The sequence below is a fragment of the Paenibacillus sp. ALE2 genome (assembly GCF_054113385.1).
On sequence record NZ_CM134213.1, the window covers coordinates 120,010 to 143,565 of the forward strand.

Annotated in this window: 22 protein-coding genes; 3 read left to right on the forward strand and 19 right to left on the reverse strand. The window is 48.4% G+C overall.

Annotated elements, in window-relative coordinates:
- Positions 1–22 precede the first annotated feature (22 nt).
- From ACXHJ1_RS00610 to ACXHJ1_RS00635, 6 genes are all read right to left on the reverse strand, one after another.
- Positions 23–508 carry a lasso peptide biosynthesis B2 protein gene (locus tag ACXHJ1_RS00610; protein ID WP_016821220.1) on the reverse strand — a complete coding sequence of 162 codons (486 nt, stop codon included), beginning with the start codon at positions 506–508 and terminating at the stop codon, positions 23–25.
- Between the two features lies 1 nt (position 509).
- Entirely contained in the window at positions 510–812 is a 303-nt protein-coding gene (locus ACXHJ1_RS00615) for a lasso peptide biosynthesis PqqD family chaperone (RefSeq protein ID WP_016821221.1), read from the reverse strand.
- Positions 799–1,854: a serine kinase gene (locus tag ACXHJ1_RS00620; RefSeq protein ID WP_457905404.1), complete on the reverse strand. Its 1,056-nt coding sequence runs from the start codon at positions 1,852–1,854 to the stop codon at positions 799–801. The genes ACXHJ1_RS00615 and ACXHJ1_RS00620 overlap by 14 nt, the downstream gene beginning before the upstream one ends.
- A gap of 128 nt (positions 1,855–1,982) precedes the next feature.
- Positions 1,983–2,111 (reverse strand): paeninodin family lasso peptide, encoded by a 129-nt coding sequence (locus tag ACXHJ1_RS00625; protein ID WP_013369856.1) that lies wholly within the window; start codon positions 2,109–2,111, stop codon positions 1,983–1,985.
- 53 nt (positions 2,112–2,164) lie between these two features.
- Entirely contained in the window at positions 2,165–4,090 is a 1,926-nt protein-coding gene (locus tag ACXHJ1_RS00630; RefSeq protein WP_457905405.1) for an asparagine synthase-related protein, read from the reverse strand.
- Entirely contained in the window at positions 4,065–5,351 is a 1,287-nt protein-coding gene (locus ACXHJ1_RS00635) for a sulfotransferase family protein (protein WP_457905406.1), read from the reverse strand. The genes ACXHJ1_RS00630 and ACXHJ1_RS00635 overlap by 26 nt, the downstream gene beginning before the upstream one ends.
- Positions 5,352–5,563: 212 nt before the next feature.
- Between ACXHJ1_RS00635 and ligD the strand changes: the two genes are divergently transcribed.
- Entirely contained in the window at positions 5,564–6,466 is a 903-nt protein-coding gene (ligD, locus tag ACXHJ1_RS00640; RefSeq protein WP_016821225.1) for a non-homologous end-joining DNA ligase, read from the forward strand.
- A gap of 68 nt (positions 6,467–6,534) precedes the next feature.
- Here ligD and ACXHJ1_RS00645 read toward each other — a convergent pair whose 3' ends face one another.
- A complete protein-coding gene (locus ACXHJ1_RS00645; protein WP_013369852.1) occupies positions 6,535–7,479 on the reverse strand; it encodes a YitT family protein in 945 nt (314 codons plus the stop codon).
- Positions 7,480–7,673: 194 nt separating this feature from the next.
- The gene (cls, locus tag ACXHJ1_RS00650) at positions 7,674–9,104 is read right to left on the reverse strand and encodes a cardiolipin synthase (RefSeq protein ID WP_017426475.1); all 1,431 of its coding nucleotides are present in this window, start codon (positions 9,102–9,104) and stop codon (positions 7,674–7,676) included.
- Between the two features lie 122 nt (positions 9,105–9,226).
- Between cls and ACXHJ1_RS00655 the strand changes: the two genes are divergently transcribed.
- Positions 9,227–10,258 (forward strand): M23 family metallopeptidase, encoded by a 1,032-nt coding sequence (locus tag ACXHJ1_RS00655; RefSeq protein WP_017426474.1) that lies wholly within the window; start codon positions 9,227–9,229, stop codon positions 10,256–10,258.
- Positions 10,259–10,303: 45 nt separating this feature from the next.
- Positions 10,304–10,765, forward strand: a complete 462-nt coding sequence (locus ACXHJ1_RS00660) for a bactofilin family protein (RefSeq protein WP_107734024.1) — start codon at positions 10,304–10,306, stop codon at positions 10,763–10,765.
- Between the two features lie 39 nt (positions 10,766–10,804).
- On the opposite strand, the gene ACXHJ1_RS00665 is transcribed toward ACXHJ1_RS00660, so the two are convergent.
- From ACXHJ1_RS00665 to ACXHJ1_RS00715, 11 genes are all read right to left on the reverse strand, one after another.
- A complete protein-coding gene (locus tag ACXHJ1_RS00665) occupies positions 10,805–11,890 on the reverse strand; it encodes an AI-2E family transporter (RefSeq protein WP_025364270.1) in 1,086 nt (361 codons plus the stop codon).
- A gap of 260 nt (positions 11,891–12,150) precedes the next feature.
- Positions 12,151–12,933 carry an ABC transporter permease gene (locus tag ACXHJ1_RS00670; RefSeq protein ID WP_107734026.1) on the reverse strand — a complete coding sequence of 261 codons (783 nt, stop codon included), beginning with the start codon at positions 12,931–12,933 and terminating at the stop codon, positions 12,151–12,153.
- Positions 12,926–13,846, reverse strand: coding sequence for an ABC transporter ATP-binding protein (locus tag ACXHJ1_RS00675; protein WP_031463077.1), 921 nt, complete (start codon positions 13,844–13,846; stop codon positions 12,926–12,928). Before ACXHJ1_RS00675 ends, ACXHJ1_RS00670 begins: the two co-directional genes overlap by 8 nt.
- A gap of 115 nt (positions 13,847–13,961) precedes the next feature.
- Complete coding sequence (locus ACXHJ1_RS00680; RefSeq protein WP_016821231.1) at positions 13,962–14,459, reverse strand: hypothetical protein; 498 nt, start codon at positions 14,457–14,459, stop codon at positions 13,962–13,964.
- A gap of 118 nt (positions 14,460–14,577) precedes the next feature.
- A complete protein-coding gene (locus ACXHJ1_RS00685) occupies positions 14,578–15,555 on the reverse strand; it encodes an LCP family glycopolymer transferase (RefSeq protein ID WP_016821232.1) in 978 nt (325 codons plus the stop codon).
- Between the two features lie 13 nt (positions 15,556–15,568).
- Positions 15,569–16,909 (reverse strand): UDP-glucose dehydrogenase family protein, encoded by a 1,341-nt coding sequence (locus ACXHJ1_RS00690; protein WP_457905407.1) that lies wholly within the window; start codon positions 16,907–16,909, stop codon positions 15,569–15,571.
- Between the two features lie 52 nt (positions 16,910–16,961).
- Positions 16,962–17,774: a WecB/TagA/CpsF family glycosyltransferase gene (locus tag ACXHJ1_RS00695; RefSeq protein ID WP_019686417.1), complete on the reverse strand. Its 813-nt coding sequence runs from the start codon at positions 17,772–17,774 to the stop codon at positions 16,962–16,964.
- Positions 17,749–18,990 (reverse strand): glycosyltransferase family 4 protein, encoded by a 1,242-nt coding sequence (locus tag ACXHJ1_RS00700; protein WP_457905408.1) that lies wholly within the window; start codon positions 18,988–18,990, stop codon positions 17,749–17,751. The genes ACXHJ1_RS00695 and ACXHJ1_RS00700 overlap by 26 nt, the downstream gene beginning before the upstream one ends.
- Entirely contained in the window at positions 18,987–20,201 is a 1,215-nt protein-coding gene (locus tag ACXHJ1_RS00705) for a glycosyltransferase family 4 protein (RefSeq protein ID WP_457906149.1), read from the reverse strand. The genes ACXHJ1_RS00700 and ACXHJ1_RS00705 overlap by 4 nt, the downstream gene beginning before the upstream one ends.
- A 737-nt stretch (positions 20,202–20,938) precedes the next feature.
- Entirely contained in the window at positions 20,939–22,207 is a 1,269-nt protein-coding gene (locus tag ACXHJ1_RS00710; RefSeq protein ID WP_457905409.1) for a hypothetical protein, read from the reverse strand.
- On the reverse strand, positions 22,194–23,537 hold the full coding sequence (locus tag ACXHJ1_RS00715; RefSeq protein WP_457905410.1) for a flippase: 1,344 nt from the start codon (positions 23,535–23,537) through the stop codon (positions 22,194–22,196). The genes ACXHJ1_RS00710 and ACXHJ1_RS00715 overlap by 14 nt, the downstream gene beginning before the upstream one ends.
- Positions 23,538–23,556 lie beyond the last annotated feature (19 nt).

Genomic DNA, 23,556 nt, shown 5'->3' on the forward strand with positions numbered 1-23,556 from the left:
TTCCTTTTATATCGCACTAAAACTAAAACAGAGAACTGCCTTTATCCGCTGTCCTCGTATTTGTAGCTGTCCCAGCACGTCTCCCGAATATTCCCACCACGGTAAACGCTCCCATCTCCCGTTCTCCCGTAACATAGATCGGCCCACTCCGTACCCATGCATGTGCTGCCAATTGTCCCGCAGCATTTTTGGCTGTGCCCAGATACAGTGTACAGTCCAGTTTTCTGCGTACCAGCAACGTCATAGCGGCAGCGGCTTGTACAAGACAGCTACTGCGCCAAGGAGTATAACGGCTGGCTACATCCACAGCTTGTGAAATGTGACGGATAGACTTCTCCTGCCCGATCTCGCACTGCCAAGAAGTTTCTTCCATACATGTCCCCCAAGCCCCTGAGTAATCTCCAAAAGAACGACGCTGGCGAAATCTCGCGCATCCCAGCTCCAGCCAGGCTTCCGGCAACAATCTCCCGACCTCTGGAGACAAGAGAAGAAGCCGTTGTATCCGCATGTTAGTCCAACTCCCGTAGGAGCCTCAGCAATCCTTCCCGCTCCAATTCAGCTACAAAGGTATGTACCTGCTGTCTGCACTGTTCCTCGTCCACTTCATATTCATTCGTCAGGACAGTTACAATATCTCCAAGTGAAGGACTGGATTCAGCTAGTTCCCAGATCCGTCCTCCTGTGAAGCCTAAATTATAATACTTTCCCGTATGAATACTCATCATCACTTTTTCTCCGTCCATATCACTTACATAGACTTCTTCACCATACGTGATGCGATAATGATCCTTAGCTGGATTAATGGCTGCCATAACTCTTTTCCTCCTTATGAATGAGTTCAAGTACGCGTTGTACAACCTCGGACGCCGTAAAGAAGGAGCTATCCCTCAGCAGCCGCCAGCCTTCCACTTTCCGAGCCATCCGGGCCGCTGTATCAAAATACCATTCACCCAAACCCATTCGCGAAATGATCGCCCTACGATATGTATGCTGTAGTAATGTATGCAAGCACTCCAGTTTGTTCAAGGGCTGTTCCGTAACCACCACTGGCTCTCCTTCACGCATCGACTCACGGTTGGGAGAATCGCTCACAAGCTCGAATACACCGCTCAGGGGAAGCGGATCGTTATAAAATTCGTCCACAGCAGGCACGGCATATTTATTGAGCTCACCTGCAATCCTACGCAAATCTTGGTATTGTGCCCTTACAGGATTACCGTCAGTTAGGGAAAGAACATGCTTTCTTTGCCGTACATGCTTGTTCTCCCGTAATGCCTCCAATTGAAGCAAGCTTTCCAGTCCCAGCTTCTGCTGCGGATATGCCGGATATACGATGGCTGCGGAAGCTGTCACGTTTATAGCAATCACATCATCACTGATCATCTGATAGCCAGCCTGTCTAAAGGCAGCAGCCAGCGTCGATTTTCCCGTGCCGGATTCACCTACAAATGCATAGACCCGACCTCCGATGACGACCGCACTTCCGTGAATAGGTAAAACCCGTTTTTGCAACAGTAGAACACCCATGCATGTGCCCAGTACAAACAACCGCACGGTGTCAGGATCAGCCCCAGGCAACATACTTACCTCGATTTCCTTGCCTCCCCTGATGGCATAAATGGCCGTGTCCGGTATTAGGAACATAAAGCGTTCACCCTGCATTACAAAATTGGCCTGCTCCAGTTGGTCCCTCCATGCTGACAAATCAACCTGCCGGATGACCACATCCTCTACCAATCCCGCTTCTGCTGGGATCAGCTCAGGCAGAGTCAGCTCACTGGCAATCCTGAGTCCAAAGGCTGTATATTTCACCCAACTGTTATGGGCACTCCTGTCATGCGCGATAGGACTCACTCCCTGTTCTTAAAATTCCGTCTTTATTTCTTCCGGTCCAACCTAACCCGAATGAAATAAAGACGGCTCGTGATCAGTAAGCTATCTGGATCTCAGCCCAACATCGGCTCATGTATAATTATCTTCCGTTAGCTCGGATTATACAGATCGGCATCATGGTCTGACACCCAATCAATCTGTTTCCAGCCTTTACCCGCCATAGTCTGGTTAATATCCAGCACCTCAATCGTCGGTTCCTGCCATTCTTTTTTACTCATCTCATCACCTCCCCTCCCACGAATGGCACGCCGTCTGATCGGTTAGATCCAAATCAGTTCAAACCACAGAGAAAACGGTACACGATCAGGCTGTGCATGAATAGTCGTATATTCGGATCGGATGCCTGGTCCGGACGGGGATGTCGGTATTTCGCCATAGCCGCCTTAATGTAGTCCATATTGAGATATTCGGCAGCTCGTAAATCATGACACATCACTTGCAGCTCTCCCATAAACGTGTCCCAGCAAGGAAGCATACGATGTAGCCAATCCGCAGGCTGTACGCCGCGTACTCGCTGGTTCAACCGAACATCATCGGGGAGATGATCACGCATAGCTTTACGAATGAGGGCACGGTCCCGGCCATTTTGTACATATTGTTCAAAAGGTACCGATAAGCAAAAGCGAATGACACGGCTGTCCCCGGTCGGATCACGTTCCCACAGGCCATAACGGAGTGAAAGTTTGGTCGCCATGACACCATTTTTGTTGGCAATCGCCAAATTTGAAAACTTCTCTTTTCTTGTCTGATCGGCATTTTTTCTCCAGCCAGTTCCACTCAATACGGGAATATCTTCTACATTCATCCGCTTGGCAAACTCCGGGTGAATCAGTGAAGGAATCGGACTTTGCTTGCCACGTCCCCACCATGTGCGAGCGTCAAGTAAAGTGGCTTTTTTCAACATCACGGGCAGTAAATGAGACATACGACTGCCTGTAAGCTTGCTATACTGCCTCACTCCCTGCCAAGATTGCAGCCAATGCAAACGGCGAAACTGACGGGCATAATAGTCCAGTGCAGGCCCCCACGATACGGTAAAATTGCCCCGTGCCCCAGTCAACAGAACTCCGACATTATGTTCCTGTGCTTTCTCATAAAAACCTCTAATCCAGAAGGAGTTTTCAAAATATTTGTAGGGAGCCTCCATCAACTCCAGCCAAATATCAATTTCAGAAAACGGACTTTTCCCCTCAAAATCCATATAATTTTCACGAATGTTGCCCACATAGCGAGCCGTGGACTGAATATAACTGCGTTCATTCGCCAGCAATGTAGGCGGTGTCCAATCTGTAAAATCTTGAACAGGTACATAGCTGTAGGCATGTAGCGGCTTGTGTTGTAAGTGCAGCGCTGGTGCGGCAAAGCTGGCAACCGCTCCGGAATCCAATCCCCCACTCAGGGCAGCCCCTACAGCGCGATGCGTCCGTAATCGGGCAGTTACCGCCTGGGAGAATACCTCGCGGAAAGCTTCTATGTATTCGCCGCCTGTTTTGAGCCGCAACGGCTCTACCTCATCCAGACATGCATATTTACAGAGCGATTGCTTTCCCTCTTCCATAGTGAACCAATGTGCAGGAGGCAGCTGGTTGATATGCTTGTAGGCGGTTGTCCCGATATCGACGGATTCCTGCATTGCACGGATAGATAAGAATTCGGCCAGCCATGGTTCATGCAGTTCTTTTCGCAGAGAGGAAAGAACCAATAGCGGAGCGACTACCGTGCTAAACGCAAATCCTCCGTCATGTTGGTAGGTGTACAGCGTACGATTGCCTGTCATATCTCTAGCACCATATAACCGATGTTTCTTGGCATCCCAAATGACAAAGGCAAAATCACCTATCAGATAACCTGCTGCATCAACACCCCATTTGTCGTATGCCAGTAAAATCAGCTCGCTGTCCGTGATATCTATCCGCCGCCCCTGCTCAACTGCTAGTCGTTCAAACAGCTCAGAACGGTTGTCAATGATCGCATCGGCCGTGATGGCCAAATCTCTTAGCTCATCATAAAAGGGAAGACGCTCATGAACAGATTCTGGGGTCACATGCTGGGCATGACATCCCAAAAAAATGGAACCTTCACACCAAGCGCACACGCGGTCAGCGGGATATTTTTGCAGAGTTTGCATCATTTTTTCGCCTTCTTCAGCATATACAGACTCATGCCCAAATCTATAGATTCCGGCAATTGCACTCACGTTCTCCCCCCTTTTCTTTTCCGATACTTGATAATACTTCAGACGCCCAGCGCCCGAACTTACGGGCCAATAAATGGGACCGGAATCCTTGGCTTGGGCGCTGATAGCTTTGGAGCTGCGCGATCAGCCGGTTCCGTTCCTCAAAGCTATGTGCCAGTCTGTTTTCCAGTGATTGAATTCGTCGATCACTCACGATCTGTGCCATATCCATCCTTGCCGGGTTGTGAGGTGCAGCATGACAGGTTGCATTTGTCATGAATCCTTTGTTATCTGCATCCTGTTCTTCCAGCATCCGATAAGCTGTCTTCCATTCAAAGCCACTTTGTTGGAGGAACTGGTGTGTACGCCGACTCAACAGCTCTACATCCGGGTCATCCTCAAAGCGGACTCCAGTCATCTGCTCAGCCTGTTCCAGCGCTTCTCCGTAACCAAGCTGCCTAAACAAGCGAGCTCCAATACTTCTGCAATACAGTTCAACTTCCATTGTACTCAACAGATGTTGCCAACTATGTACCGAATTCTGATGCGCCTGTTCATGCTCCATAACAAACGGATCACCCGCTCCCATGCTATAAAAAAGATTGGATTGGGGCGTATCCGCGAAGTTCCCGTACCTTTCCATCCCCGGCTCATAATGGATCTCCAGAAAATGACACAGCTTCTCAGTCTCCATCCTTGGATTGGCTACGAGCTGTTCATACATCAGCGGGTATGCAAGTGGATGAGGTGTGGCAAAATAATGAGCGTACCGGAACAAACCAACCGTAATATCTGTCATCTTCATATTAAAATGCGGACTTCCCAGTTCCTTCAGCAGGTGAAAGTTCCCATTTCGGAGCTGATTGACCTTTTTAAACGAGGCCACGATGGACAAAGGATTGCGGATAAGCCACACTCGACGGGCAGCCGGGAACAAACGGTCTACAAATTCAAGCACTGTATAGTAACGCGGTGATTTGTCGATAAGCATATCAGCGGTCGTCCCTTGAAGCAGGCCATTATATATTTCAAGTGCATACGAACGAGCGGCCTGCTCCAATACATGTGGAGGGACCATACCTTTAAAAAATTGCCGGAGTATTCCTGTTCCTCCATATGGCCGTGCATGTGACTGAGGAAGATCATATAAACTGAGCAGAAACCACATTTCCTGCGTGGCAAACAGACGGGAATGGTTTTGCAAAATGGCAGTTAGCAGCGAGCTTCCACTTCGAGGGACACTCAACAGAAATACTAGCTTTCCGCCCTGCTTTTCAATCAAGCACACTCCTCCTCTACCTCTGCTCAAGACGTTTTAATAGATACATATCGTATTTTTATTATAATTTATGATACATAATGTATCTTGTCAATCCCTTTGATGGATAAATTCTGTGCTGCACGCTCATGTTAAACCTTATGTAGATGTAGAAATGCTGCCAGTTGTCTGTAAATAATGATCTTGCTGCATGTTAACCAAAGGAGCATAGCACTATGGGACGAGCTGTTAAAGGTACGATTACGATTGAAGGTCATGAAATTGCGATCACAAACCCGGATAAACCGCTGTGGCCCGAAGCAGGTGTAACTAAGGCGCTATATCTTCGCAAGCTTGCGGTATTGGCCCCCTACCTGCTCAAATATTGTCATCAGCGTCTATTGACTGTCATCCGTTGGCCACATGGTATCCATGGAGATTTTTTTTATCAGAAAAATGCCCCACATCCTCGGCCAGACTATATTGAAACCGCTCTGCATGATGGCATTGAGTATATCGTGCTTGGCAAGCTGCCCCAACTACTCTGGCTCGGTAATCAAGCTGCGTTGGAATTTCATCCCTCTCTGCACAGAACAGGAAGCCAACTGCCCTGTGAATGGATGATTGATCTGGATCCATCCAGAGAAGTCGAGCCACGTATTATGGAGGCCGCCTCCATTGTAGGCGAAGTATTGGCTTCGCTTGGGTTGGACTCTGTCCCCAAAACCTCCGGGGCCACTGGTGTACAAATTATCGTCCCGATCCGTACAGGCATCACCTTTGACGAGCTACGCAGCATCGGACTGTTGGTTGGACAATTTGTGACGGAAAAGCACCCGCATCTGTTCACACTGGAACGGTTAAAGAAGGATCGTGGAACAGCCATCTATTTTGATTACTTGCAGCATTATCAGGGAAAAACCCTAGCCGCTCCTTATACTCCACGGGCACGTCCCGGTGCTACGGTCTCGACTCCGCTAACCTGGGAAGAGGTACGGCAAGATGTGTCACCACTTGATTACCATCTGCTAAATATTGAGGAACGGTTAAACCAGGTAGGCGACTTGATCGACAAGGTGCCTCCCCAGCCCGTAGAGGACCTCCTCAAACATATGCGCTCCAAAACACACCCAACCTGATCCATGCTTTGAAGCACAAAAAAGGGGACGAACCCCGCAGCCATAGGCTGAGAAATTGTCCCCTTGCGCTAGTGTATTCCTTTTTTCTTAAAACGTCCGCCCTTCACATCGTGAATATTACCAATTGCAATGAAGGCGTGCGGGTCCCAATCCTCAACGATGCTCTTGAGTTTCGCTTCCTCCAGTCGGGTAATGACGACGAAAATCACTTTTTTGCTCTCACCTGTAAAGCCGCCTTCACCTTCCAGGTAAGTTACACCTCGTCCAAGACGATCCGTCAGAGCATCTCCGATATCACGGTATTTATCACTAATAATCCAGACCGATTTGGACTGATCCAGACCCTCAATTGTAATATCAATCATTTTCATAGCAATATAATAAGCAATCATGGAATACAGGGCATTCGGCCAACCGAATACAAAACCCGCACTTCCCAGAATGAAAATATTAACGAACAATACGATCTCACCGACCGAAAAAGGAGTTTTTTCGCTGACGAGAATAGCCACGATCTCTGTCCCATCCAGCGAGCCGCCGGACCGAATCACAAGACCCACTCCCACGCCGAGAATGACACCCCCGAAGATAGCGCCAAGCAGCGGTTCCCCAGGCGTCAATGCACTTACATTGTGAAGTAACGCAGTTCCGATGGACATAACGACGATGCCGAATAATGTGGATAAAGCGAAGGTTTTACCGATTTGTTTGTAGCCGATAAGTAAAAATGGAAGGTTCAACAGGGTCAGGAAAATACCGAGCGGATAACCAGTAATCTTGGAGGCCATAATGGAAATACCTGTAACGCCGCCGTCAATAACGCCGTTAGGAACCAGAAATATTTCCAATCCCACGGCCATCAGCGCTGCACCAACCACGATCATGGCTGCACGCTGCAATAAGCGTTTTACTTTGTTCTTTGGATTAGCTGGAATTTTGCTGATCTTGGTCAACTCTCCGGTTACATCTGTGATCTCAGACAGATTTTGGACTTCCTTGCTCACTACACTCATATATAAATCCCCCCGTTACAGTATGGTATATTGGACCGAAAAAGGGGCTGCTCTCCGCAGTCCCCTCTCCTTTACGGCGCTTAGTTATGTGATTAGTATATCATAAAACTGTGATTTTGCGCAAAAAAGTTAGCAAAGAGCACATAAATCACAATAAAGCGGGATTATATTGATAAAAACGGCGAAAACCGCCTCTAAAGGAGGGGAGAGAGCATGCGAGTTAGAATTTCAGCTATTTTTTGAGATCGAGGGCGTCTGCGGAACACGTTCAAATCTATTTTGGAAGAGTTGGAAATGTCCTCTACAAAATCTGCCGATAGCCGTTCCAACGCCGAAGTTGCAAAAAGTACAGCGGTCAACTCAAAATTATAGAAAAAGCTACGCATGTCCATATTGGCGGTCCCAACCGAGCCGAGCAAATCGTCCACAATCACCACTTTAGCGTGAATAAATCCTTTTCGATATTGGTAGAACTCCACTCCTGCCTCCAGCAGTTCTTGCACATAGGACAGTGACGCCAGGTGGACCAGTTTCGAATCTGATTGGTAGGGAATAATAATTTTCACATCTATGCCGCTGACGGCCGCCAGCTTCAGTGCCTCATAAATCCCCGGATCGGGAATAAAATACGGCGTCGTTATCCAAATCCGCTTTTTGGCAACCGTAAGCGCTCCAAAACACAATTCCTGAATCGTATCCCATACCTGATCGGGCCCACTGCTCAAAATCTGTACTTCCTCATCCCCTGTGCAGGTATGTGGAGGAAATAAATTCACGTCCATTAGCCTCTCCCCCGAAGCCAGCTTCCAATCGCTAAGAAACACATTTTGCAGAAAATAAACGCCATCTCCTTCAATCTGCAAATGCGTATCCCTCCAAAATCCCACTTTGGGGTACTTTCCGAGATAATCGTCGCCTACATTGATTCCCCCCACAAATCCGATCGTGCCATCCACTACCACGATTTTCCGGTGATTGCGATAGTTAATCCGGCGGTCCAGCGTGGCGAAAAACGGCGGTAGAAAATAATGAAATTCGATCCCAGCCTCATTACAAGTGCGAATAAACGAATAGGGTAAATGGTAGCTCCCTACGCCGTCCACAATGAATCGTACCTTAACTCCCTCGCGTGCCTTACGGATCATGACTTCCTGAAATTTTTTTCCGATTTCGTCTGCCCGAAATATGTAAAACTCCACATGGATATGATGTTGTGCCTGTTCCATCGCTTTCAGCATGGCGTCGAAAGTCTCTTCCCCGTTCGTCAGCACACGTGTACGGTTGCAGCCAGTCAACGGGTTTTCCGACATACGAATCAACTGGTTAAACAGACGCTCCTGGTGCTTGAAATGGGGATTGTGCATTTGCTCTACATTTTCAATCACCTTGGTTTGCGCCCACAGATGTTCACGGAATTCACGAAATAGCTGCGATCCTGCTTTACGAACCACTTTACGCTTCTGGTAATCCTGAGCAACAAAATAGTACACCACAAAACCAATAAGCGGGAAGCAAAACAAAATAAAGAGCCAGGCTACCGCTTTGGACGGCTTGCGAAATTCAAAGAGCAGAATCGTCCCGGTCTGAAAAATAAAAATAATTAAAACCAACAGCAACCACAGCATGTCTAAGCCTCCTTATATATCTACGTTTTATACAAAGCTCCAATTTTTTTGACATGTTTGCCTCTTAAGCTGAATAGATAGTAACCAAGCACTATAGGAGCGATGTCCGGAAAGGAGCGATTATGAAAAAAGGAAGCCTAAATCGCCGGATGACCCTGCTTGTCATTCGGGATGCACAGCAACCGCCCAAGCAGCTACAATGCTCCGCAGCCGCTGTCATTCTCGTCCCGACCCTTGTGATCGCATCAATCTCTACGCTCGTGATCGGGCTGCAAATCCGTTCTTCCCATATTATTTCCCAAATGGAAACCAATCTTGCTGTCCAGAGTTTGCAGATGGAGGTCACGGTAGCAGACAAAGACGCAGCCATTGGGCGACTGCGGCAGGAAGTCATGGAGCTGACGAATCAAGCCACCAGTATTCGCGAACGTCTCCAGCGTGTAACTGAGCTGGAACAACAAATGCAGCAATTCATTCGTAAACACGGAAATTCCTCCAGCGCCAGCAGTAATAAATCAACCATCACCCCCCTCTCCTGGGATGCTTCCGGCCATACCGGGGGTGAATTGATCGCAGTGCATGAAAATACAGCTCTTCTAGCCCGCCAGGCCATGGATGATTTTCAGGAAATCGAAGCTCTGCTGGACACAGTGGAGCGCACGGTTCCGCGCTCTATTCAACAGGCAAACGCCGTACAGCAGAACCTGGAGCGCCAACAAGCCGCGCAGCTGCTCCAGACCCGAAGACTGGCACTTGCTGAACAAGGCAGGCCCTCCATTTGGCCTGTTGGTTCGCGGCGCATGACCTCCAGTTTCGGCTATCGCAGCGACCCATTTACAGGGAAATCCGCTTTTCACTCAGGCGTGGACATTGCCGGTCAATCCGGTGATCCTGTCTATGCAGCAGGGGCAGGCACTGTGCTGGAGGCCGCTTCCAGCGGAGCACGCGGCAAGTGCATCATCATTCAGCATCCTGACGGACTCCAAAGCTGGTATATGCACCTAAGCGGTATGCAGGTGGCTCCGGGGGACCGTGTTCACAAAGGACAGACCATTGGCCTGCTGGGAAGTACCGGGAGAAGCACAGGACCTCATCTTCATTTTCAGATCGTCAAGCATAACCAACCTGTCGATCCATTGCTGTATGTACAATAAGGTTTTTGCAAAATACCGACAATAAAGGATTGGAGGAAAACGATCATGTTCAAGGAATCCAAAAAAAAGCTCTCCACCCCGGCGACGGATACACTGCTCGCGAACGGCACCAGCTTTGAAGGTACGATTGAGGCAGAGGCCAACATTCGCATTGACGGTCATTTTCAGGGCGATATCTACAGCACTCGCACTGTCGTCATTGGAGAATCAGCAGTTGTACGTTCGGACATTATTGCACGGGACGTCATTCTTGCCGGCAAGGTATTCGGCAGCATCACCACAGAAGGACGGCTGACCATTACATCGACAGGCGAACTGTACGGAAATACGGCGACCCCTACATTGGTCATTTCTGAAGGCGGCGTACTGAACGGCACAAGTCAAATGAACCAAACTATGGATGCAGAGTCGCCAGCTGCTATAGAGAAATCAGAGGATGAAAATCAATCCAGTTTCAGCCAAGACATAGAGGACAGCCAAGCCTCCCTACAACCTGAAGCGGGATAGGGCCGGCTTATACTCCTATATATCCAGTACATCCTCCAATCACTCCATAATATCCTCCACTCTGCGTTCCAAAAATAAATGGTACACCTTGCGTATGACGATTTTGCCGCACATATATAATGGAATAACCAAAATGATACCCAAGATCCCGAGCAGGTCGCCACCAACTAGCAATAAAATGACGACAGTCAACGGATGAATGTCCAGCTGCTTGCCAAAGACAATCGGCGACAGCCAATTATCCTGAATTTGCTGTGCAACGATCACCACCACCAGCGACCAGAGCGCCATGGAAGGCGATTCGAGAAATCCAATGATAACCACAGGTATAGAAGCAGCTACTGCCCCCACATAGGGAATAAAATTAAGGAAAATCGAAATAACGGCAAGCAGCAAGGCATATGGCAAACCAATAATCAAAAATCCAAGGAACATCATCAAGCCCAACGCGACATTGATCAGCACTCGACTGACGATAAAGCTGCTGAGCGCACTATCAATATCCTCCATAACCTCCAGCGCGTCCTTATGATACTTTTTAGGAAAGAAGTTAAGCATTTTGGGACCAAACTTGCTTCCTTCCTTCAACATGTAATAGAGCAATATGGGAAAGGTAGCCAATACGATAAAAAAGTAGGATACGAACGATACCAGCTTTACCGAGTAATCTGACAGCGTTGAAAAAGCTTCGTTTAACGTATCTGACAGTTGTGACAGCGGGTCTTCACCCGGAGGCAGTACTTGTCTCAAGGATTGATTATGCCGCCATTGGCTCAATTGATCAACCAGACTTTTAATAAGCTTCGGCGCGTTCTCAAATAAATTGGTTACCTGATCACGGAGCGTAGGCCACACTCCCCATGAGAAGAGGAACAGTAACACGCCAATAACCAAATAAATCAGCAATATGGAAATTGATCGTTTGATTTTTCTCCGTTCCATGACATCTACGATCGGTCTCAATAAATAATAGAGGAAAAAAGATAGCATCAACGGTACAACCAGCAAGCTGACCAAGGATACAAGAGGACTGAATATAAAGCTTACTTTGGTGCCCAAGTAAATAATGAGCAATAGCATGACGATTCCTGAAGTCAGACGAAAAAAACGATTATTTTGCAGCATATCATACGCCCCCCTGTTCTGTTTCTCTCTACTTCTTTAAACGCAAACCGACCCTATTGATTGATTCTTGCTGAAAATAGATTACAATATACCCACACTTACAGAATATGTAGCAAAAATGACATAGATACTGAATAAAACAGTGCCAATATAGCAAAAAAGGAAGTCCAAATGGCTAGGCATTGGACTTCCTTTTTGTGATCTCAGCATTTTGCCAAAATCCTCGTGTCATTCAATCACACATGCTAAGAGATACGTGTTTAGGTGGAGACATCGCGTTTTACGAAAACCACCCAGGCAATCGCGATAAAAACCACATAATAAGCGGCCAGCACGGCGAGCGAAAAGGTTAGATTGGAACTTACTGTACCCGGCGGCATATCTAGATATTTTTTCAGATCCATATGCGTAAAGAGTACGTATTTGGTCCATTCAAAACGATCTGTGCTGAACAAGCCAATAGAGTTATAAATCGTTTTGGTGAACATCATAAACAAGGACAAACCAATCGCCAAGGCGCTCGAACGAAACACCGCGGATAACATAAATGCAAAAGCCATGGTCACGAATAAGGCGATATAGCTATACAAGAAGTTCAGCGTTACGTAAGATATCGGATCACTGAACAGCGGAACAGAGCCCGCTGGTGCGTCCTTCGATAACATCAGCCAGGAGGACAGCGTAACCATCAAGACCAAAACGATTGTTCCGAGCAAGCTGAACAAAATCACCGATATATACTTGGACAACAGAATTTTGCTGCGAGTCCAAGGGCGAATGAGCAGCAACTTAATCGTTCCCCATGTAAATTCGCCAGCCACCGAATCAGCAGCTACAATGACTGTAAACGTCGTATTGAGGAAAAATGTAAACAACGTTGTCAATGCGATGCCATCCCACACACTAACCTGATCAGAAACTAGAGAAATCAGCATCGGAATCACAGCGGTGATGACCGCCAGCAGCCCCAGCATGATCCATGTGCGCACACGCAAGTAGATTTTAAGATTTTCATTATGTACCAGCTTGAAGAAATCAGCCAATGGACCCGCCTCCCGTCACTTCCAAAAATTGATCTTCCAACGTACGGGCAACCGGGCGAATCGCATACACCTTGACTCCATTTGCAGCCAGCAGGCTGTTCATCTCTGCAATCTGTTCCCGCTCCAGGTGAAGCAGTAGTTGATTGCCTTCGACGCGCCCGGCTCCAGCAAGCGTATAGGCTTGCTCAGCATCATTGACTTCAAAAGCAATTTCCGCCGTCTGCACTTCTCCCTCTGTATTCTTCAACTGCTTAATATCAACCAATCGTCCGCTCTGAATAATGGCCACGCGGTCGCACATCAGCTCCATTTCGGACAACAAATGGCTTGATACAAACACGGTAATTCCTTCGGTACGGGTCAATTGACGCAAATAATCCCGCAGTTCACGAATACCCTGCGGGTCCAAGCCATTGGTCGGCTCATCCAGCACAAGCAGCTTCGGTCGATGTAAAATCGCCTGAGCTACCCCGAGTCGCTGACGCATCCCGAGCGAGTAGGTTTTGACTTTATCATGAATTCGGTTTCCGAGTCCCACCAGACGAATCGCTTCATCTATACGTTCTTGGGTCACCCCAGGCGACATGCGCGCAAAATGCTGCAAATTTTGATAGCCTGTCAAAAACTTGTACATCTCCGGGTTCTCAACAATCGCACCGACATGGGAAACAGCCTTTTCGAAATCGGTATTGATGCTGTCTCCGCATATATGAATATCACCCTTGCTGATCGAAATCAGGCCAACCATCATACGAATGGTGGTCGTTTTTCCTGCACCGTTCGGTCCGAGGAAACCAAATACCTGTCCTGCCGGAACCTCCAGTGTCAGATTGTCCACGATCGCTTTTGAGGAAATGATTTTACTCACACCCTCCATCCGTATGACGGGAACCTGCCCTGTCGCTTGCTGCATGCTATGAAACTCCTTCCACCCGGAGTGAAGCTGTCATCCATTTTACTGTACATTTCCGGTTTTGGAAGTATTGTACCATATTTATCCTGTCAGAAACACCTTTGGGAGCACCTTATCACGTCTGTTCCTTCTCCTTGTATATCCAAAGCACTCTCCACTCCTCATCTTCCTGCGTCACATAACAAGGCTGTACGATATCAAAAGTACCGAATCGGGTCTTGTAGTGCTGAGTGACCGTAATGCGGTAGACCTTCCCTAAATCTTCCCCATTCGAATCGGTACGAATGTCATATTCAGCCTGCGGCTCCCCCAGTTCAAAGGTAAACGTATCCGTCCCCATATCCTGCATAAAAACGTGCGCACGCTGCTGCACATACGTGGACTTCTCGAATTTCTTCTTCATTTGTGAATGAAAAAGCTCCCATGAGCCGCCAAAATTCCCCGATTGCTCCATCGTGTAGAACTCGTTCAGCGCTTCTACGGCTTGATCCCCTTCCCCTGTAGACATCACCCCACGCAGACCCATCCACAGCAACCATAGCAATCCACATATGATTGCAAAATACAGTAGCTTACGGACGAACGCCGAAGCCGCTCTCCTTCTAAGCAGCACACCTGTCCCTCCCTCTGTCGGACTGTACCGAATACTCTACAGATGTATGTGGGACAAGAGGAGTTTAGAAGAGAATAACAGGGTCTCTCTAAAGGACATTCGCCTATATAAGGGATGCCTAAGGTGATGCGGGAGTGGTGAGCAAATGCTTCTCCAGCACTCCATGGATACGTTGGCGTTCCTGCTCATCTACGATGTAATAATACACACCGTTAATTTTGCTCCCATGTCCCTTTATCTCAACGGTATCCGTCTGCTTAAGAGACGGGCCGATCCGGGTCAGGAAGGTCTTCATATCGTCAAAGCTAATGTCTGTGCGAATCTGCTCCCCCGCTGCCTCCAGTATCGGTTTTACTCGCAATAGCCCTTCCTTGCTGATGGACTGGGCAAGAATTTGCTTGAGCAGCTCTCGCTGGCGGGCGTTTCTTCCGAGATCCCCACGCGGATCATCAAATCGCATACGGGCATAGGCCAATGCTTCAGTTCCGTTCAAGTTCAAATTCCCCTGCGCAAAATGATGCCCCTCATACTGAAAATCAAGTGGATTGTAGACCTCCACTCCTCCCACAAGGTCCACCATTTTCGCAAACCCTTCCATATTCATTTGTACATAGTAATCTATCGGGTGATTCAAAAAATGCTCTACCGTACGGATCGACATATCCACGCCCCCAAAAGCAAACGCGTGATTGATTTTGTCCTCACGCCCTCTACCGACCAACTCTGTTCGCGTATCACGCGGAATGTTGAACATCAACATCGAACCATTGGCGGGATTCACAGATAGAACGATCATCGTATCCGATCGTCCTGGATCGTGCGGTCGCCGATCAACACCCAGCACCAGCACGGTGAACGGCTTGAACTGAGAGATGGCTGCCGGATTGGGTGTACTTGATCCAGTGTCTGTACCTACGGAGCGCCCTGCTCCGCCCGTAGCAAGGGTAGAGACCGCTCCGGGCTGCACGATGCTGCGCGGATGATACATCGCATTTGCCGCTGTTTTAAAGGAATGATACACATAGACGGTATAGGCGGCACCTCCTACAACCAATAACGCCACAGCCCCCAATGTCACCTTCAGCCATCGTTTCATACGCAGCCTCCCTTTACGGATTCACTACAGACTGATGACGATCTATATCCAGATTGTTCATCTGTGGCCTGCCGACAGAATAGTATGCAAAGGCAGATTGTCTGATTTGTTCTTCGCTGTACACATTGCGCCCGTCAATCATAATGGGATACTTCATCAACTCGTTCAGCTCACCCAGTCCGACCTCACCAAACTCCTCCCATTCCGTCAAGAGACACAACGCATCGCATCCTTCTGCTGCTTCTCGTGCGCTATCGGCCCACTTTATTTCCGGGCTGTCCAGCAATCGGCGGAAGTTAGCGGTAGCGATCGGGTCATATGCACGAATGTGCGCACCTGCCTCCAGCAGCGACTGTATGATATCCAGCGCCGGGGCATCTCTTACGTCATCTGTATTTGGTTTAAAGGCCAGCCCCCATATGCCAATCGTAGCCCCTTCCAGCTCACCCAGTGCCTCTTTCAGCTTGCGAATCACGTTAAAACGTTGTCCCTGATTCACCTCTACCACGGATTTCAGCAGCTTAAATTCATAATCCACGTTGCCTGCAATTTGAATTAAAGCCTGCGTATCCTTGGGAAAACACGAACCACCATAGCCGATACCAGCAGACAAAAAGGAGGAACCGATCCGCTGATCCAGTCCCATACCGTGTGCCACGCGTGTAACGTCTGCACCCACCTTTTCACAAATATTCGCAATCTCATTAATGAACGAAATTTTGGTCGCCAAAAAAGCATTCGACGCATACTTAATCATCTCGGCCGAATGGATATCCGTGGTTAAAATATTCGTTGTCAGCGGCTCATGCAGAGTAGTTAGCACTGCGGATACATGCGGATCGGAAGCTCCAATGACGATTCGATCAGGCTGTAGGGTGTCCATGACCGCCGAGCCTTCTCGTAAAAATTCAGGAACCGAAGCGACACCAAAAGGATAGTTCGTGCGGCTAGCGATCCAATTTTGAATACGCTCGTTCGTTCCGACAGGCACCGTGCTTTTGGTAACTATGATCTTGTAGCCATTCATGGCAGCTGCCACCTCGCACGCTGCTTCTTCAATATAAGACAAGTTGGCTTCACCGCTCGGCAATGAAGGCGTACCCACCGCCAAAATAACAATTTCAGCTACCTGCACTGAAGCTGCGGTATCTGTTGTGAAGCTTAGCCGGCCCTGCTCGACATTATCTTTAATTAGAGCCTTTAAGCCTGGTTCATAAATCGGTACTCCACCTGCACGCAGCTGACGAATTTTGTCTTCATTCTGATCGATACAGACGACGTTATTGCCAAGCGCGGCAAAACAGACCCCTGACACCAGTCCGACATACCCGGCACCTATAACACATAGTTTCAAACCAATTCCCCCTTTTACATGCTGTCTCATTTCACTGTACTTTTGCCCTGCTTCACTTCTCTACGCCTCTCCCTGTATGCCGATTATGATAGAGCGTGAGCCTTTTATTATGCCGATAGGATTTGAGAAAACGATAGATATACATTGGATTGTTATAGGCATACCTCTTCCATAAACGCTTTGGCTCACAGAGCAGACGGTACAGCCACTCCAGTCCCAACCTTTGTATCATTAGCGGCGGTCTGCGAACCTTGCCTGTAATATAGTCAAAGGCAGCCCCTACTCCAACCATCACGCCACGGATACGATCCTTGTTGCGATGCATCCAGATTTCCTGCTTCGGACAGCCCAGACTGACGAATATGAGATGCGCACCTGAAGCATTGATTTCCTCAATGATCCGCTTCTCCTCCTCTGGCTGAAGTTCACGAAATGGCGGTGAAAAGCTGCCCGCGATACGAATTCCAGGGTAATCCTGTCCTACCCTGTCTTTTAAGCTATCCAGCGTATCCGGCGTACTGCCGTAAAAATATACGCTCACCTCCGTTTGTGGCGCACGTTCGCACAACTTGAGCATCAAACTGGGACCATCTACTCGATCCTGACGCTCGAACCCATACAGCTTAAGGGCCCAAACCAGTGGCATACCATCTGGAGTACACAAATCAGCCTGAGTGAGCGCTTCGTGGAACTCGGGATGATTCCCGGCCGTGACAATGGAATGGGTGTTGCAAATACATACATAGCTGTCCTTTCGTCCGACTGCCCATTGTTCCAGCGTATGTACCGTCTCCTGAAACGTCAGCGCTGCAACATCTGTGCTCGCAATCCTTCCGACTCTATACTGGGGCAGCTGCTTCATCATCACATTCCTCCATGGCCTCGCTATATATCGCCAGCAGTTGCTTCACATTCACTTCTTCCGTATAGTGTGCTGCATAGTTTTCCGCCACCTTCTGTCTCATAGCTGCATAGTTCTCATAGGCTACTGCACGGCGAATCACGGTCTTTATATTTTCCAGATCATCATGTTGAAAATGGAAACCCGTCACTCCGTCCTCCACGATTTCCTCCAATGCGCCGATTCGGCTGCACAATACCGGCGTTCCCACGGAATAGGACTCTACAATCGTCATCGGAAAACCTTCATACCAAATGGAAGGCACCATCACATACATGGCTCGGCTCATACAATCCAGCACCGTGTCTCCATCCTGCTTGCCGAGAAACCGAATGTCTTCCTGCGAATAAGCAGCAGCCAGTTCAGCCTTTTGCGGACCATCGCCAATGATGACCAGTCTCAATCCACCTCGATCTTCCAGCTGTGACCAGGCTTGCAACAGATTGCGAACCCCTTTTTCAGCTGAAATCCGGCCCACGAACAACAAATAACGATCATTGGGGTCATACTTGGCTTTGGCTGTTTGATGATGGATAAAATTCGGTTTTACTGCGATGCGATCCAGCGGAATGCCGCTTTCGGCAAATTTGTCCCGTGCAAACTCCGTCAGCGCAATATAGCGACTTACCTTGTGCTGCCATGTGCCGATCAGCTCGTTGAACTTAATCATCGCCGCCACCGGAATCGTCTGCAGCTGTGAGCCTCGGTAACATCCATGACGGATGGAGTGCAGCAGCGTGCCGTGCAGGCATTTTTCGCAAACTTCATTCCCTCGCATAAAGGTTGCCGCCGGACAAATCAGCCTGTAATTATGCAGTGTCTGGACAACCGGAACCCCCAGCCGTTCACAGGCATGATAGACCGATGGGGATATGACCGGGAAAAAATTATGCACATGTACCACATCCGGTTTCACCCGCAAAAGCAGCTCTTTGATCCTTTTGAATTCTGGGAAGGACCAGGCTGCCTCTACCGCCAGCTTGGCCATGTTGGCCAATCCTTTGCTTTGAATGCTGTCGTTATGCACATAGTAATGCTCCGTCTCTATTCCTCTGGAACGCAGCATAGCCGATTCCTGCTCGACAACCTTGTCTTCTCCCCCACTTTGCTGATAAAAGTTATGGATGATCAGTACTTTGCTTACAGGCGGGGTCATTCGTCTGGTAACCTGTTGACTCACGTGGCCGCCCCACTTTCCTGTGTTGATTGCATTGCGTGATTGGAGCTTATGGGTTTGATCCGCTGCTGGCTTACGATTTCATCTGCAATCCGATCCCACGACATACGCTCGATCGTAAGAAACGCTTTCTCGGCTAGACTCTGTCTAAGCTCAGCATCATCCAGCAACTTGTCTATACGACCAGCCCATTCCTCCTCCGAAAAGCTTCTCAACATCACTCCGCTCACTCCGTCCTCAATCAAGGTAACCGAGCCACCGTTCACCGAAGAAATAATCGGGACGCGGAACAGCATGCTTTCCAGCAGCACCATGCCAAAAATATCGTATTGGGTCGGAAACAGCATCACATCCGCTGCTCCGTAAATCTGCCACAGATGACGTTGCTCCACTCTTGGAAAATGTATAATACTATCCGTCAACCCCAGTTGCTCAGCATAAGCCCAATAACGATCCGTATCTATCTTTCGTCCATCCCCAACCATTAACAAAAGGCAGCCGGGATGCTTTTGGAGTACTCTTTTGAACGTATTCAGCATAAAACGTATATTTCTCCGTTCCTCCAGCACACCGACATACAGCAACACCGGGCGATTACCGATCCGACGCAGTTCATTCGCAACCTCACGGTTTTCCTCACGCTCTCCGCTTTGGTCGTCACTGTTGAATCCTTTCTCTACATTGCTGCGGTCCAGTCCGACCCCAATCGTTATCACGTTGTCAAAGCCTTTATTCTCCAGATAGCGCTTGGCAAGATCGGATTTGACATAGGTTCGGCGTAGAGACTTTGTCACCTTAGGCAGCAGCATAACATCGTACAGTTTGCGGATCAGCGCATGCGTATTATCCCGGTATGGACCGTGATACAGCGCCAGCTTATCGGGACATTTGCGGGAAAGCAGGTAGGTCATGATCTGGTTGTATTCTGTAGTAATAACCAGATCATAAGCTGCCAGAAAAGAATCTTTGAGAACATCTCTGTAGATGCTGTTGCTTAAAAACTTGAAACCGTGCAGCCAGATAATGCGCAAGGTGCAGCCTGCGTGACGATAGACTTGTTCCAGATGGGTCTCCTTACGATCGTTGTAGTAAACAATATCGCAATCGTAACCTTTACGGACGAGCGCTTTGCCCAAGCCGACTTCCTGCAAATTGTATGAGGCTCCATTCACCTTGCTGGCAAAGTTGCGAAGATACAATATTTTTGGAATCATCATCAGTACTCCTGCCATTTCATATTGGGTGAGCTATGGGAGGCGGGGGTTAGAGTCCGCTACGCGGATGGATCATTCTTCCGATCGCTGTTATCCCCGGATTTCATCTGATTTATATAAGGGTAAAATCCGGGGATAAAGGCGAACGCTATCGCTTCTTCAGAACGATTCCATCCACTCCGCTGCTGACCGCCGTTTCCATAAAGTCACCCCATCTTAAAAAAGGGAATGCTGGGCATGAAGTGCCATCGCTGCGGATATACGCGTGCGAATGCATGCAGGGCGTTGACTTCGTCAAACAGCTTGTAAGCTTGGCACGTTATGGCACGCTCACAAGCAAGCATGGCTATACTACTGCTAGGCTGACCAAGATGCCCTAACTAGACTTGATTGTTGCTTGCTGTGAGTACTATTCATCAAGCTCTCTCACCTTGAGATAGGACTATACAGAGCATTAATACACCGGCACACTGCCCGGCGTGAAGTTCGCGGCGATAGGGCGAAGCTATTGCCAGGCGGCTCTTACCTCCCCCACCTTATGGCTGGGGGAAAATCTTTTTTGGCGACGGTGGGTAGCGGGTAGCGGAGGGTAAGGATTTGAATCTGGAGAAGCGTCAGCGTTCGCCTCAAAGCTTTCCGAAGGAAAGCTCGCTTCGAAAGCATAATCCCCGTGGGATTCCGCCCGCTTACAGAGCTTATTTAATCTAGGGAATCCCTCGTCAACAGCGATCGGAAGATCAAATCCTTCCCGTAGCGGCCTTTCCCCTCCAACTTGAATGTTCCCCCTGCCGCTGCCTTTCCTCCATCATCTGCATATTAAAATGGTCTGCCCCTTTAAGCTGGGCCGCTGCCATATCCGCCACCAAGCTCACGCTCGATTCCATCGGTACAAAGCGATATTTGTAGGCTGTAAGCCGATGATCCGTTTCGTGAAATAAAATGTCCTGGGCATAATTGCCCCATCGGTCCTTAGGCATCAAATCAATCGTCATACCTGCATGTGCAGAAGGCAGCAGCATATTGGAGCCATGAATACCAATGACTAATCGGCTGGCTGCGTATACCTCGCATACCCGCTTTTCACTATCCCGATCGAAGCGTGAGACGCGCTCGTCAGCAATCCATGCTGGGAAGCTTCCCGTGCGCCCAAGTCCCGCAACTGTAAAGCAATGATCAGGGAAGCTTTCTCTCAGTCTGCGGAACAGTCCAATGATTTTGCTGCGTTGATGATAAATTAGCGGTTTCAGGCCACGTTTGAGCTTCGGAAATTTTTGCACTGCTCTGGCAATATGATGGCTGCCGCTCCACAAGCGGTCTTCCCTCCATACAAAGGTAATGCGTGGCTTCCGCTCACGTTCCTCGTCATAACGGGAGACCCCTGTAAATTGTTCAATCTCAAATTGGCTGGGATGTGAATATGCCGGACTGACATACACCTCATCAAAGCGCATCAATTCCTCAATCATCCGATGATGTAGCAGAGGATAAAAGTTTCGCGCCTTGTTGAACGGGACATCGACCGTCCAAATTTCTGACACATATACCGGCACCATCCACTCCAGCGACTTTTGCACAATAACGATGATCCCCAGTTCCGGCGATTGCTCATATTCACGCTGAACATTAAGCAGCTTAAGCAACGCATGACCATATAAATAATCTATAGTGTTGACAATGATCACCCGTGAAGAAGCTTTCTTTTTATGCACGGTCATACCGACTGCCAAATCATAGGAAGGATTCATCAACGATTGCCGCAGAGGCTCTCCGAGCCATTTTCTTGACTTCGCATTACCGGTCAGGATATAGTCAGGCATTTCTACACGATAAGGTGAATACGTCGCATGACCAACCCTCATGTCCTCGAGATATTCACGTCCGCAACCCTCACACTTAGTACTGACACATACGTGGATTCCCTGCCACAGCACCTCTCCAGCACGTAACGTGTCTCCACAATGCGGGCACTGTTCCTCATGCCGAACAAATGGTTTAATCGGTATCATGATTGTTCTCTCCAACTTTCGGTACTGTAATATGAACATGCCAGAAGGTCAGGATTGACTTCATCATCCAGCCCAAATTGGCTTTGACTTCCTTGAACAACAAATCCAATAAAAATACAGATATCGTAAAGGACAAGATCGTCGCCACTAAGGACCCTCGGACACCAAGCCATGGGATCAGCGCGTAGTTGAAGGCGATATTCGTAACCGCACCTACCACCGAGGTCAATAGCGTGTATTTGAACAAATTTTCATTGGTGATAAACAAGCTTTTGGCGACACTAAAATTGGTGAAAAATAGACGAATCGCAAACAGTGACAACAGCGAGCCTGCTTCAGTGAACTCTCTCCCATACAGCACAACTACTACCCATTGGGATAGAAAAAATAAGGGAACCGAAGTCACAAGAAAGCATATAAACATCAGACGATACACATTAGACAACGTCCTTCTGTATTCATCGCTTCCTGTCTGCTTGGAACGTGTCACCACCGGGGCATAAGCTGTCGTTAGCACGACCGGAATAAAGCCCAGCACTTCGATGAGCCGGAGTGCAACAGAGTATTGCCCGACCGCAGCATTCCCCAGCAGCTCACCGATAATGACCTGATCAATCCGTGCCTGTACATATACAGCGGAGGATGACAAAATAAGCGGCCAGCTATGATTCATGATTCGCCGAGCAGTGGTGAAGCGGAACGTCCACTTGTTCACACGCTGTCCTTCTTTATGGAAGAAATACAGCAACAGCAGACTCCCCAGCAGAAACTCACCATGAGCACACAATGCCACCGTCCATATCGGAGTACCGGACAATAATAGAATAATTTTGACAGTGGAACCGAGGATAAAGGCCGTATTCTTGGCAACGACCGTATATTTGGACAACATCTGTGCACGGAACCAGTAGTCGATAATATCAAACAACTGAAATACCGAGGCCGTAGCCAGGATCAGATTGATTAGCCGTACTGAACTGTCTTCCGGTCTGAGCAGTGAAATAAAGGAATAAGACAGTACAATCGCTACCAGAGTACCTAACAACTTCAGCAGAACTGCCGTACCCAATAGCTCGTGCTCATCCTTGGGGTGTTTGACAAGATCGCGTACTAATATAGAATCAAAGCCAAGGGTCGTGAAAATCAGGAACATCCCGAAAAAGGATTCCGCATAATTCCATTTTCCCAGTTCCTCTGGTCCCAACACTCTCGCCATGATGATGCTGACTGCCAGCCCGAACACCATGCGAATCATTTTGTCACCGAACAGCCAGGATGTATTCACCAGCAAGCTTCTGCGCGGTTTGGCACGTTTCTTGACTAATGTCATAGGTTCTACTCCATCTTGA